The sequence below is a fragment of the Ottowia thiooxydans genome (assembly GCF_040548795.1).
Lineage (GTDB): Bacteria > Pseudomonadota > Gammaproteobacteria > Burkholderiales > Burkholderiaceae_C > Ottowia > Ottowia thiooxydans_A.
Window position 1 is genome coordinate 153,219 of sequence record NZ_JBEPSH010000003.1, and the last position, 13,470, is coordinate 166,688.

Here is a 13,470-nt window from a genome sequence, read left to right on the forward strand (position 1 = left end):
CATTCTTGCGTTCGGATAACATGAGCTTTGGTTAATCCAAACAGAGAATTTGGAACGAGTTTTTGCAGTCCAAGGTGGCTTATCTTCAGATGCAAAAATCAGCGCTCGCAGCAGCATCAGACAGCCGGGCCATCCGGCGTTGGTCCAGTCCGCCGGAATGGAGACCGCTCCTGGAGATGCTCCAGGTAGTTTTCAACCCCCGCACCCTCGCGCTCTAGAAAGCGCTCCACGGCGTCCGAGAACGCTGGATGAGCCAGCCAATGCGCACTGTGCGTCTGGACGGGCATGAGCGCCCGGGCCATCTTGTGTTCGCCTTGTGCCCCGCCTTCGAAACTGTCAAAGCCATGGGCAATGCACCATTCGATGGGTTGGTAATAGCAAGCCTCAAAATGCAGGCTGTCTACCCGTTCCAACGCACCCCAGTATCTTCCGTATGCCACAGACGGGTGGCGGGATTCAGCGCCCTCCCTGGCCGTGCCGCGATTGACGCCGATCAGGCTTACAGCCATGGGCTGGCCATCGCGTTCGGCCACAAACAACACCCAGTTTTCGGCCATGGTCCCAGCCATGGCAGCAAAAAATTCAGGCGTCAGGTACGGGGGGTTGCCATGCTCCAGATAGGTGCGCTCATAGCAGCGGTAGAAAAAAGCCCAGTCTTCGGCCGAGATGTCCGCTCCTTGCGCCCAGCGAAAGCTCACGCCTGCGTCACGCACCTTGCGTCTTTCCTGCCGTATTTTCTTGCGCTTTTCTTGCGTTAGCTGGGCCAGAAAATCATCGAAATCTCTGAATGGTCGATCTGTTGAAGAAACGATATCTGGTGCCTGAGCCAACCCTGGTACGGTATTTTTCCAGTGAAACTGCACTTGATGGCGTTCAAGCAATCCGACCGCATCGCACGCAGCTCTGTCCGCCTCATCACCGAACAACACATGCAAAGAAGAAAGCTCCTGTTCGGTACACCAGGCGATCAAGGCCCTGACCAGCGCTTCGCGCGAAGAAGCATCCCTGGCCAATAAACGCGAACCAGGCACCGGCGTAAAAGGCACTGCAACCAGCGCCTTGGGGTAATACTGCAGCCCATGCTCCGCATAAGCGTTGGCCCAGGCCCAGTCAAACACATATTCCCCATAGGAGTGCGATTTGGCATAGAGCGGGCAGGCAGCAGCCAGTTCATCGCCGTCCCACAGCAACATGAAGCGCAGCGCCCAGCCGGTGCGAGGTACCGCACTATCGCTCTCATGCATGGCGCTCAGGTAAGCATGCCGCATGAAAGGCGTAGGCATGGCCTGGCGCGCCAGAAGTGCGTCCCACTCCTGGGCATGGACGCCAGAGGGGGTATCGATGAGCTGAGTGCGAAGGCGGGGTCGTTGTGGCAAAGCGCGGTTCGGGAATAGGGTCTGAAAGTCAATAGGCCTTGGAGTCAAGGCGATTATGTCAACGCGGGAGCAAGCCACTATCGCCCGAGACTCCATGGGCCCTTTGGGAGTGGGGCCAACAACCCGGCAGCAATTGAAGTCAGGTTTGCACCCTGCAGGGCACTGCCATTGGGCAAATTACCCTTATTGACGTACCTGAGCGGAGCCACAGGTCTGCTTGCGACTGCTACCATCCTTGCTTCACCCCAAGAGCCCTGGTCCTGGCGTCCTGAGTTGGATAGTCGCTGAACTTTCCACTCTCCCCAGCAGCATTTCACGACACTAGCATATGACTTTAAGAATCTGTTCGGCGCAGCTCAACCTGATCGTCGGAGACATGCAGGGCAATGCGCAAAAAATCATAGAAGCGGCCAAAGCTGCCTATGCGCAAGGCGCCCGCCTGTTGCTCACACCCGAGCTGTCGATTTGTGCGTATATCGCCGAAGACCTGCTGCTGCGCCCCTCGTTCCTGGCAGCTTGCGATGAGGCCGTCAAATTCGTAGCCAGCGAAACCGCTGGGCTCACCGATATGGCCATTGTGGTGGGTCACCCCGTCGGACGAGATCAGCGCGGCAAGAGTGTGACGGTCACTCACCGCACCAACTCGGCCAGCGTCCTGAAAAACGGCCGTGTCATAGAGAACTACGCTAAGCGCCAACTGCCCAACTATCAGGTGTTTGATGAGAGGCGCTACTTCGTGCCCGGCCAAGGCACCTGTGTTTTCCAGGCGGGAGATGTCAGCGTAGGACTGCTGGTCTGTGAAGACGCATGGTTTGATGAACCTGCAGCATTGGCCAAGGACGCCGGGGCGGAATTGCTGGCAGTGATCAATGCCTCCCCCTTTCACGTGGGCAAAGGCTATGAGCGTGAAGCCATGATGGCCGAGCGCGCCCAGGCTTGCGGGCTCCCCTTGGTCTACACCCATATGGTGGGCGGTCAGGATGAAGTGGTGTTCGAAGGTCAGTCATTTGCTCTGGCTGGTGACGGCACCCTCATGGGACGCGCGCCCAGCTTCGAAGAGAAACTCTTTTATGTGGATGTCGAGCGCAGCGCCAACACACTCGCCCTGAAAGCAGAAACCGCACCCGCTCGCCCGCCCGAAGACGACCTGTGGGATGCGCTGGTCATGGGTGTGCGCGACTACATCCACAAGAACGGCTTCAAGAGCGTCATTCTGGGCCTTTCAGGCGGTATTGATTCGGCCCTGGTGATGGCCATTGCAGTAGATGCCTTGGGCAAGGAACAGGTACACGCGGTGATGATGCCCAGCCCCTATACGGCGGGCATCAGCGTGGAAGATGCGCGTGATATGGCCAATCGCATGGGCGTGAAGTACGACGAAATCTCCATCCGCCCCGAATTCGAAGGTTTCAAGGCGTCCTTGCAACCGCTGTTTGGCGGCAAGCCGGAAGACGCCACGGAAGAAAACATCCAGGCCCGTATTCGGGGTGTGATGCTGATGGCGCTGTCGAACAAGCACGGCCATCTGGTCCTCACCACCGGCAACAAGAGTGAATATGCCACCGGTTATTGCACCCTCTACGGTGACATGTGCGGCGGATTCGCGCCCATCAAGGATGTGCTCAAAACCAAAGTGTTCGCCCTGGCCCGCTGGCGCAACGAACACGACCCTTACAGGACATGCGCAAACCCTATCCCCGACCGTATCATCACCCGCCCACCCAGTGCAGAATTGCGGCCTGATCAGACGGACCAGGACAGCTTGCCGCCCTATGAGGTGCTGGACGCCATCATTGAGCGCTACATGGAAAACGATATGGGCGTGGCCGAACTGATCGCCCAGGGCTTCAAACCTGAGGACGTCGAAAGAGTCACGCGGCTGATCAAGATCAACGAATACAAGCGTCGCCAGTCAGCCGAAGGCACGCGAGTGACCCACCGCGGATTCGGCAAGGATTGGCGTTATCCTATAACCAATAAGTTCAGGGCCTGAAGGCACTGCGCTTTTCTCGAACTTCTTCTCCCGCTTGCAGGAACCATCATGAAACAGATCACCGCCATCATCAAACCTTTCAAGCTCGAAGAAGTCCGTGAAGCCCTGGCTGATGTCGGCGTGACCGGCCTCACCGTGACCGAAGTCAAAGGGTTTGGCCGGCAGAAAGGCCATACCGAGCTTTACCGCGGTGCCGAGTACGTCGTGGATTTCCTGCCCAAGGTCAAAATTGAGGTCGTCGTGCCTGATGGCGACGTGGATCGTTGCGTGGATGCTGTGATCAAGGCAGCGCGCACCGGCAAGATTGGGGATGGCAAGATCTTTGTGACCGCCGTGGAGCGCGTCGTGCGCATTCGTACCGGCGAAGAAGATGACGAGGCTGTCTGAAAGGAATCTGTAGATCGCCCGTTCAGACCCTGAGCCGGGTTGCTTTAAAAAAGTTTACAAAGTTCCACTCGTAGGAATACACTGCGCGCGTACGGATTCAATTCCTTAGAAAAGGTCTCCCATGCGCACGAATATTTCATCGGTTCTGCGTCTTAGCATTGGCCTGCTTTGCTTTTGGGTTCTTTCGCCAGCGGCGATGGCCCAGGCCACCCGCACGTGGGTCTCTGGGGTGGGAGATGATGTCAACCCGTGTTCTCGTACCGCGCCGTGCAAGACATTTGCTGGCGCGATCAGCAAAACCGCGTCCGGCGGGGAGATCAGTGTTCTTGATCCAGGCGGGTTCGGCGCCCTCACTATAACTAAATCGATCACGATAGATGGTGGAGACGGTCAGGCTGCCAGCGTCCTAGGGTCTTTGATCAATGGCGTTATCGTGAACGCGGCCGCAACGGACACAGTGATCCTGCGCAATCTTCAGATCAATGGCGCCGGCAACAACACCGCTAACTCTGGGCTATCCGGCGTCAAGATCTTGAACGCTAAGCAGGTTTATTTGGATCAACTTCGAATCAACGGATTTACTACCGGAGTTGAGGTTGTGCCTTCTGGCAGCGGCAACATCAACGTCATGTTGGAGAACAGCCAGGTCGTCAACAACACGACAGGCATCAAAGCTGACTCCAGCAAAGCGCAAATGCGTATTTCCAACAATACGGTGACGCAAAATCAAACGGGCCTCTCCGCTACGAACGGTGCGAGTATTACGTCCTTCAACAATAACAGGCTTCTGGGCAATACCACTGATGGCGCGCCGACACTGACCGTCTACCCACGCTGAGAGCGGAGCGTTCCGCATGAAAGCGAACCTGACCCCATGCCGGCTCCGGCTGGCGATTTGGTCGCCCATAAAACTCTGGGCTGCAGCATTCTGGTTGGGATTTTTCCTTCTTGCGCCTTCGGCGGCATCGGCGGCCCAACTGGCTCTCAACGGCAGTTTCGAGACCAATAATGGGCCCGCGCAGCCTGGATTTAGCAGCTGGACGATCGCTACACAACCTGGCTCGGCTGGTAATTTCTACGCTCAAACTGGAACGCTCGGCCCCGTCACCCCTGTGGCTGTGCCCTTACCTCCTCTGGGTTCGTTCTCAGCCATGAGCGACCAGACCGGACCCGGCACCCTGGTGATGTACCAGGACATCGCTTTGCCCAGCGGCCAACCTGCCGCCCTGTCGCTGCTGCTTTACGTTCAGAACCAGAATCCCGAGTTCCATACACCATCCACGCTGGATTACACCGTCGTGCCCAATCAACAGGTGCGCGTGGACATCATGAATCCCGCAGCCAACGTCTTCGATGTGGGTTCCGGGGTCCTCCAAACACTCTACGCTTCGAGCAGCTCGACTCCGCAAATCAGCAACGGCTATGCAAATCTGAGCGCTAATCTGTCATCGCGGGCAGGTACCACGGTGCGTTTGCGGATCGCCGTGGCCAACAACCAGCAGGGCCTGAATGTCGGCGTTGATGGAGTCAGTGTTCAGACAGACCCTGCAGTGGTTGCCGGGGTGGTGAGCTCTGCAAGTGGCACGCCTCAGACCAACCAGATCAATCAGCCCTTCCCGGTAGCCTTGTCTGTCCGACTCACCTCTGGCGGCACGCCTGTGGTCGGACAGTCCGTCACCTTTACGGCGCCGGGCTCTGGTGCTTCCGGGACTTTCGCAGGCAACCCCACCGTCCTGACGGATTCGAACGGTGTAGCTACAGCACCTGTTTTGACGTCCAACGGCACGGTCGGATCCTTCACTGTGACGGCCAGCTCAGGTTTGAGCACCGCCAGCTTCTCCCTGACCAACGTGGCCGCAGGTACGTCCACCATTACAGGTGATAGCGGCACGCCGCAAACCATCAGAGTTCCGGAGCAGTTTGCGCTTCCCCTGCAGGCCTTGGTCAGGGATGGGGCCAACCTGCCTGTCGCAGGCGCTACGGTGACCTTCACCATTCCCGCGGGCGCCCATGACATTCGGTTTACAGGGGGCGCGCTGACCGCTGACGCTACGACTGGAGCGGACGGAAGAGCAATCTCGCCCCCACTCGTCGCTGGAAATCGCCCCATGGCCCTGACGGTTCTTGCGACAACGCCAGGTGTTGCAAACAGCGCAGCATTCGATCTGGTACTACAGCCCCGCCCTCTTGGCGGCCCCGCTCCCATACCAGTCTTGCCAGTTTGGGGGCTTGGGCTGCTGGGGATGTTGCTTGCTGCTTCGGGGGCCAGACTGCTTGGAGGCAAGCGCCGCATTCCATAAGGGGTTGCCCCTCGTTGAAAAGCCTGACTCGGCTGGACACTCCGAGCAGTGTTTAACTATCGCGAGCAAGATCTTGCAGCGCTAGGGCTCAAGGGGCCCGTAAGCGCTGCGCGCGGGCACACCCCTGCCGCTTCCTCACTCGCGGGACTTCATGGTGGAAGCCATCTCAACGGCGCTGAAGATCAATTTGCGCTGGCAAGGTCATGCCAACAGCCTGCATGGCTTCGCGCAAGCGGTCTGGGTAGTCGGAGATGATGCCGTCCACACCCCAACTGATCAGGCGGCGCATATCGGCGGGCTCATTGACTGTCCAGGGCACAACTTTGACCCCAATGGCTTGAGCTGATTTGACGGCTGCTTCGTTGATCGATGCAAAGTTGGGCGACCAAACCGCACCGCCAGCCGCTTTCACCATATGAGCCACTGTAGGGTAGTCGGCCAGGCGCATACCAGCTGTCCATGCAGGGTCAGCGGCACTGTCGTTATTTCTGGACTTGACCGTGAGGTAGGCGGTGGGAATGCCTGGGGCCTGTTCTTGCACCAGCTTGAGCGTGCGCCAGTCAAAGCTCTGAATGGTTACACGCTCAGCCATACCGGCTTCTTGAATGACCGCCAAGGTAGCCTTCACGAACTCTTGAGGTGTGGCTGTTTCCTCTGGCTTGGTCGGATTGAGTTTGGTCTCGATATTGAAACGGATCTGATCCGCACCCGCGGCCTTGACACGCGCAAACAAGGCAGCCAGCGTGGGTACTTTCTCGCCATCGCGCGATTGCTGGCCTGGAAAGTTTTTTGCAGTCGTACTGCCCTCTCGCACGCGCCCCAAATCAAATGACTGAAGTTCAGCCAGGCTGCGTTGGCGGATCAGCGGAGATTGCGTGCCCAACCATTCGCCCTTGGCATCGCGCACCATATCGTGGGCCAGGTACGGATCGTGAGAGATCACGGGAACGCCGTCAGATGTGAGGCCGACGTCCAGCTCCAGAGTCGTCACTCCGATAGCCATGGCCCGCTCAAAAGCCGCCAGGGTGTTTTCCGGCGCCAAGCCTCTGGCGCCCCGATGGCCTTGTGAATCAAAAGCATGTGAGGCAAATGACATCATTAAAAGGCCAAGCAGAAGAGGAGTTTTCATGAAGTTGGAACTTAATAGTTAACTATCTATTTTGACGGAGATTGGGCACACAGGCGGAACAATCTGGTGGGTCAGCATGACGCTCCCATTGTGACAAAGCCCCATGTCATTGAGAACACGCAATGAAGGGACCAAGGGTCAAAGCCTGTTGTCAGAAGGATCAGACTTACCATCTCCAACTCTGAAGATGCCGAGCAGGAGCTCGGCGGTCCCAGCGGGTGACTAATCCCGGGATTCGCGGGAAAGCCGGGAGTTTAGCCAGTGAATGCCTTGGGGCCGCTGCTTACTCGTGCCGCCGTGATTGCACGGCTAGGGTGAAACGCATGGCACGGGCTGTCCTGCATCAGAGGGCTCCAGTCCCACGACCGGGTCCGCAAAGTCCGCCCTAAGCGCCTCGAACGCAAGCTCGATCTCGTCCAACATCAAGGCGTCACCCGGGTCGCTTTCAGGGCGAAGTCCGTCGTACGGGTGGCCCTGGTAGGGCCCGTCCCAGGCCAACACATCACGCAAGGACTGGCGCTGCGCGTAGAGTGCTCGGATACGCTGGCATTCGGGGTCGCGCGCGCCGCAAACACCGGGCATGAGTGCATATTGCACCGCAAGCGCAGCACCCATGGCGAGCCCAGGTGCAGCGATGCCCGCTTGCCGGGCCATGTTCAGGCTGCCCAGCACGCGCTCTCCACGTTGAAGCTTGCGAAGCGGATCTCGGCCGACCCGGCGGCACGGGTCCTTGAAGGCCACAGCGCAACGAGCGCGGAAAGTTTCGATAAAGTCCGGCAACTGTGTGGCCAACCCAGGATAAATGGCGCGGAAGGCCGGAGCAAGCTCTTGCGTGAGCACGCGCTCCATCAGCGTCGTCACGCGTGGGTCACTCATAGCCTGGCCAATGGTGGCGTGCCCCAGCAAGGCTGCCTTCCACGCGATGATGGCGTGGGTGCCATTCCATAGACGGTTTTTCAACTGCTGGATTTGCGCAATGTCAGGCACTGTCTTGACCTGCCTCAGATGCTCCAGGACGGGGCTGCCAGCCTGGGCGTACAACGGCATGTCCGTTTCGCTGTTGAACAGTACAAGGTGAAGCGGCGCCATGGCGCTGGCCGGCTCGCCAGCGTCGCGCAGTGCGTCCACAATCGGTGCAAGCGCCCTTCCACCGTCCACCGACAAATCCGCCAGCAATTGAGTGCCTTCAGGCGAAAAACCTGTCCTGCGCTGCGTCATGTTGCGTTGGAAGAGATCGCGCTTGATGCGCAGCTGCCGCAGGAGCGCCGCCTCGGTCAGCTTGCTCACGATGCGTGTCACCACGGTTTCTACAAAATCGGTCCGATCGAGCACGCGGTCAGCCTGACTCGCAGGCATGACCATGCACAGTGCCTGCGTCACCTGCTCTCGCACAAACTCCGCGCCGCCCACCTTGTTAAGCACCACCAGGACAGTCAGCGGGCGCCCGCTGGCAGCCAGACGATCCTTCAGCCCCTGGGCGATCACAGCCGCCTGCCCCGTGATCGCTGACTCAGGAAGACACAAGGCAACCAGGTCGCAATCGCGGTACATGTTGGCAACGGCATGGGTGTCAGCGGAGTCGATCATGTGCAAACGATCTATGGCCTGGTCGAAGGCCATGCTGCCGTAGCGCACGCTGTATTGGCTGCCGAAGGCATTGACCGCTTCGCGCAGCAATGCATTGCCAGTACTGGCGACAATCCGGCCGGGACGCGTATAGCCGTCCCAGTGCGAGAGCACCTGGGCAAGATAGCCTCCGCCCATCGCGCCGAAGCCGTGGATGCCCACCTGCTGTTGGTTGATCGCCTGAGGAAACGGCTCGGTAGGCACAGGCAGAGGCAAGCGGGGCGTGCACTCCGCCAGATCCGCTAGCAAAGCGGCCATGTTGGGGTAGCGCGCCAAGGCGCCTTCGGTCACGTCATCGGGCAGTGGCTTGATATCCAGCACGACGAGGACCTGCCCACCAGCGCTGACAGCCGAGCGCACGCCATTCTCGGAATCTTCGAGCATCAGGGCGCGCTCAACAGGGCAATGCAAAGCAGCCGCTGCTCGTTCGAATATTTCAGGTGCAGGTTTTCCGCGTGAGACTTCGTCTCCACACACCAGCAAATCGAAGTATTTGTAGACCCCTGCGTTGATCAGATACTCTTCGGCGATAGCTCGGCGGCTCGAGGTTGCCACCGCCATTTTCAGCCCGGCACGGCGCAGGCGCTCCAATACGGCAAGCAAGCCTCGTTTGATGGGCACGCCGTGGGCACGCACATGTGCCAGCTCCAGTGTGTCGCCGTGCTGTCTGACGGCCTCATACGGAAATTCCGCCCCCAGTCTCTCCCTTGTAAGCGCCGCAGCCGATGCGGCACTCAATCCCAGGCAGTCGATCAGCAACTGTTCTGGGAGTGGAACACCGGCCAGCTCTTGGGCTGCCTGCGTCAGGGTTTTGAAACGTAGCCGCTCGGTATCGAACATGGTCCCATCCATGTCGAAAATAGCAGCCTCAATGGCCTTTCCGTGAAATTCGAGCATCCTTCTCCTCGGGTAGGCCGCCATGGACTGGCGGCTCATGCTGCAATGCAGCAATAGAATGCTTTATATGTATCACGGTTAGGGGCGAAAAGCGACTTCAGCAGCCTTTACCTGACCTGTAAGGTGCGGCTTGAACGACGCACTTGACCCAGCCGACGACCTGGGCCAAGTGAGCTGAAAAGACGCTTGCTCTCCAGATGACACGGCGAGTTAGCTCTAGGCCCTGGCTTCTTCCGAATAGCCGCGCCGCCCTAGAGGCCCGTCGAGCAACGCACGTACATCAGACCCACCAGGAGACTGAAAGCTGCTCAATCCAAATTCGGGCAGGATCGCCAGCAGGTGGTCAAAGATATCGCCCTGAATCCCCTCGTAGGCAACCCAGGCCGTCGTGTTTGTAAAGCAATAGATTTCCAGTGGCACGCCTTCAGGTGTGGGCTGCATCAGCCTCACCATGATGGTCATGTCCTGCCGAATGCCCGTATGGGCTTTAAGGTAGGCCAGCACGTAGGCGCGGAACGTGCCTACGTTGGTCAAGCGCCTCTGGTTGGCGGGCACGAGCGCCAAAGCCTCGCCCAGTTCACGCGCGCGCATGGTGCGGGAAATTTTGACTGCACTGGCTTTTTCTTGAACATAAGCGGCAATGATGTCGATCTGCCCCAATCGTTCAATTTCCTGGTCCTGCAGAAAGTGAATGGTGCCAGCGTCCAGCATTAAAGTCCGCTTGATGCGACGGCCACCCGCTTCGCTCATGCCCCGCCAGTTCTTGAAGCTTTCGCTCATCAGCTTCCAGGTGGGAATGGTGACAATGGTCTTGTCCCAGTTCTGCACCTTGACTGTATTGAGCGCGATGTCGATGACGTCGCCGTCAGCACCGGCTTGGGGCATCTCAATCCAGTCGCCCACCCGCAACATGTCGTTGCTCTCGATCTGCATGCCAGCAGTGAAGGACTTGATGGTGTCCTGAAACACCAGCATCAGCACCGCAGACATGGCTCCGAAACCCGAAAGCACAATCAAAGGCGACTTATCGGCCAACGCAGCGATCATTACAACCACCGCGGCAATGCCCACCAGAATCTGGCCCAGTTGCACATACGACTTGATCGAATGCGATTGCAGTTCTTTGTTGTCCCGGGCACGCTGCTCATACACGCTGAGGGCCACCTCCAGTGCCTTGAAGAGCGCGCGAGCAGCAAAGAGCACGGTCAATGCAGCCGCGACGTTTTCAGTCACCGTGACCACCTTGTCCGGTAGATTGGGCACAAAGCGTATGCCCAGTTGAACCACCAGAGTCGGGACGATTTGTGCCACTCGCGTCAGAACGTCAGGGTGCAGCAGCACCGCGCCAGCACCATGGCGCGTGGCGCCCCTTAAACCGGCCAAGGCTCTCACGAGCACATGGCGTGCGAGCCACTGTGCCACGACACATGCCATGATCAGCAAGAAAACGCCCATCAGCGTCTGCATCCATGGGTCGGTAATAGATAGCTCTTGCCAGTTCAATGGTTCTCCTTGGCTAAAGGCCTCTATGGACCTGTAGGTCCTGGCCATAAACCCGCCACGACGGGGCGGGTGGTTGAAAGAAAAAGTGCTGAGCAAGGTCAGCATCTTCTGATGGATCAAGCAGGGGGCAATAGGTTCCTGCTAACGGCTTCATCAAACCGGCGAGAGCATTCGATCCAGGGCGGACGTCGCTTCAAAGTCCATCATACCGGAGCCATCAAGATCGCCAGCGCCCTCTCCTGCGGCACAGCGGAGCACCGACCTCCGACTGAAAACGCAGTAAACGCACGTGGGAAGCTGACAATTTCGAACGTTTACCAGGCCCAAACTTATACTGGCTCATCACAGTTGGACCAACTGGGGCACCAATGATCGACAGACCAGCCCTTATGTGGGGAAGCACCGCAGCCAGCGCGGACACGCCTGCGCGGCAGTTGCAGTTGGAACGCGAAGCATTGGCGCTGCTGGCCAAGGGCGCCCGCGCCATGGGCGTCAGTTCTGCGCTGGGCGTGCCTCTGGCCGCATGGCTGCTCCAAGGCTTCATTGGCGTCGGCTGGGCCTGGGGCACCGCAGCGCTCATGCTCTTGGCCACGGCGGAGCGAAGCTATTTTCTGCATCGCCTCAAAAAAGCCGCAGCCAGCGGCCCGATTGAGCCTCGTGGATGGGCGCGCGGCATTGTCTGGCGTTGCCTGCTGGTGGGCATGCTCTTCAATGGGTGGAATTACCCAGCCATGCAGTCGCCAGAGTTCATGGCTGCCATCTACATGTTCTCCATAGCCCTGATGGTGGCCACTAATGCGATGACGCAGCTGTGCGTCTGGCCCGCCGCTGTGTGGGCCTACATCACCCCCTTGCTGTGGGGGCTGGCTTGGCAGCTGTGGACCGTTCAGGATGCTCACGGTGACGGGCGGCTTGCCGGAGGCGTGTTTCTGCTGGTCCTCTGGGGCATGCTTGTGGCGGCTACTCAACGCTTTGCCGCCAGCATGCAGCGTGAATTGCGCACACGTCTGCGCAACGAAGAGTTGATGGACGAAGTTGACGAAAAGCGCCGCCTGGCTGAAGCGGCCAGTGCCGCCAAATCACGCTTTCTGGCGGCCGCCAGTCACGACTTGCGCCAACCCGTGCATGCCATGTCCTTGCTGGGCGAGGCGCTGCGTGAACAACTGAAAGGTTCTCCGCAAGCACCGCTGATGCAGCAAATGGTTGCCGGCGTGGACAACTTCTCGGAATTGGTGGACGAGGTCCTGGATCTGGCTCGCATGGACGCGGGCGCTGTACAGGCCCATATGCTTCCCACTGAGGTAGCCGCTCTGCTTGCGCGCACCGAAGCCAGCTTCCGCCCCACAGCCGCTGAGCGCGGGCTCGCCTTCTGGCTGCGCCCACCTGCCCATGGCGGACAACTCCTGGTGTTGGCAGATGCCGCGTTGCTGTGGCGAGTCATAGGAAATCTGGTGGCCAACGCCGTGCGCTATACGCCAGGCGGTGGTGTCATGCTGGCAGTGCGCCGGGCCAGGATGGACGGCGAACCTGCATGGCGTTTTGAAGTGCGAGACAGCGGCCCGGGCATTGCTGAACCTCACCGCGAAGCCATTTTCGATGAGTTCTACCAGGCCCACGACGCACACCGCAGCCGTACCGGGGCCGATGGTCACGGCCTGGGCCTCGCGGTTGCACGGCGCATGGCTCGCCTGATGGGTACTGACGTGCGCCTTCACCCAGACAGCAAACGCGGAGCTGGCTCAGTGTTTTCCGTCACGCTCAAAGCAGCCATATCCAGCACCCCACTCGGGCTGCCCGGTATGCCGCACCCGGAGGCACTGCCCTCCTCGGCGCCAGCGCCCCAACTGCGTGGCCTGCGCATCCTGGTGGTAGACGACGACCCGGCAGCGTGCCAAGCCCTGCAGGCGCTGCTGCAAAGTTGGGGAGCGCAAGTGGCTACCGCCGTTGATCCCCTGAGCGCCGCCGATTTAGCCTCAACTGCTTGCCAAGCGGGTCAACCATGGCAAGTACTGATCACCGACCACTGGCTGGCAGCAGGTGCCCTGTCCAAGGATGTAGTGGACGCCGTCAGCCCCCACGCCCCGGGGCTGCGGGTGGCGGTGGTCAGCGGTGGCGCGAGCGCGCACGAAGTTGCTGCTCTGGGGCAAAGCGGCGTCGCTTTTCTTCCCAAACCTGTGCGCGCGCGCGCACTGCGCGAATGGCTGGAGTTGACAACATGACCTCACAGGCTCGGGGCAGCTTCGTATCAGGATGAAGTGA

Annotated in this window: 9 protein-coding genes; 5 read left to right on the forward strand and 4 right to left on the reverse strand. The window is 59.3% G+C overall.

Translation table 11 applies throughout. The features are described from left to right. Window positions 1–116 precede the first annotated feature (116 nt). Window positions 117–1,376 (reverse strand): GNAT family N-acetyltransferase, encoded by a 1,260-nt coding sequence (locus ABIE13_RS07630; RefSeq protein ID WP_354442539.1) that lies wholly within the window; start codon window positions 1,374–1,376, stop codon window positions 117–119. 328 nt (window positions 1,377–1,704) lie between these two features. Between ABIE13_RS07630 and ABIE13_RS07635 the strand changes: the two genes are divergently transcribed. The 4 genes from ABIE13_RS07635 to ABIE13_RS07650 all read left to right on the forward strand — a co-directional run bounded on the left by ABIE13_RS07635 (window position 1,705) and on the right by ABIE13_RS07650 (window position 6,056). Beyond that, window positions 1,705–3,369 carry an NAD+ synthase gene (locus tag ABIE13_RS07635; protein ID WP_354442540.1) on the forward strand — a complete coding sequence of 555 codons (1,665 nt, stop codon included), beginning with the start codon at window positions 1,705–1,707 and terminating at the stop codon, window positions 3,367–3,369. A 48-nt stretch (window positions 3,370–3,417) separates the two neighbouring features. Next, complete coding sequence (locus ABIE13_RS07640) at window positions 3,418–3,756, forward strand: P-II family nitrogen regulator (protein ID WP_354442541.1); 339 nt, start codon at window positions 3,418–3,420, stop codon at window positions 3,754–3,756. A gap of 121 nt (window positions 3,757–3,877) precedes the next feature. Next, complete coding sequence (locus tag ABIE13_RS07645; protein ID WP_354442542.1) at window positions 3,878–4,594, forward strand: NosD domain-containing protein; 717 nt, start codon at window positions 3,878–3,880, stop codon at window positions 4,592–4,594. 16 nt (window positions 4,595–4,610) lie between these two features. Beyond that, window positions 4,611–6,056 carry a hypothetical protein gene (locus ABIE13_RS07650; RefSeq protein WP_354442543.1) on the forward strand — a complete coding sequence of 482 codons (1,446 nt, stop codon included), beginning with the start codon at window positions 4,611–4,613 and terminating at the stop codon, window positions 6,054–6,056. A 166-nt stretch (window positions 6,057–6,222) separates the two neighbouring features. Here the strand turns inward: ABIE13_RS07650 and ABIE13_RS07655 are convergent, their stop codons facing one another. The 3 genes from ABIE13_RS07655 to ABIE13_RS07665 form a co-directional block, all read right to left on the reverse strand. Beyond that, a complete protein-coding gene (locus ABIE13_RS07655) occupies window positions 6,223–7,185 on the reverse strand; it encodes a glycerophosphodiester phosphodiesterase (protein ID WP_354442544.1) in 963 nt (320 codons plus the stop codon). 309 nt (window positions 7,186–7,494) lie between these two features. Further along, window positions 7,495–9,708, reverse strand: coding sequence for a bifunctional mannitol-1-phosphate dehydrogenase/phosphatase (gene mtlD, locus ABIE13_RS07660; RefSeq protein WP_354442545.1), 2,214 nt, complete (start codon window positions 9,706–9,708; stop codon window positions 7,495–7,497). Between the two features lie 216 nt (window positions 9,709–9,924). Further along, on the reverse strand, window positions 9,925–11,211 hold the full coding sequence (locus ABIE13_RS07665) for a mechanosensitive ion channel family protein (RefSeq protein WP_354442546.1): 1,287 nt from the start codon (window positions 11,209–11,211) through the stop codon (window positions 9,925–9,927). Window positions 11,212–11,579: 368 nt separating this feature from the next. Here ABIE13_RS07665 and ABIE13_RS07670 point away from each other — a divergent pair, with 368 nt between their 5' ends. Next, entirely contained in the window at window positions 11,580–13,430 is a 1,851-nt protein-coding gene (locus ABIE13_RS07670) for an ATP-binding response regulator (RefSeq protein ID WP_354442547.1), read from the forward strand. Window positions 13,431–13,470 lie beyond the last annotated feature (40 nt).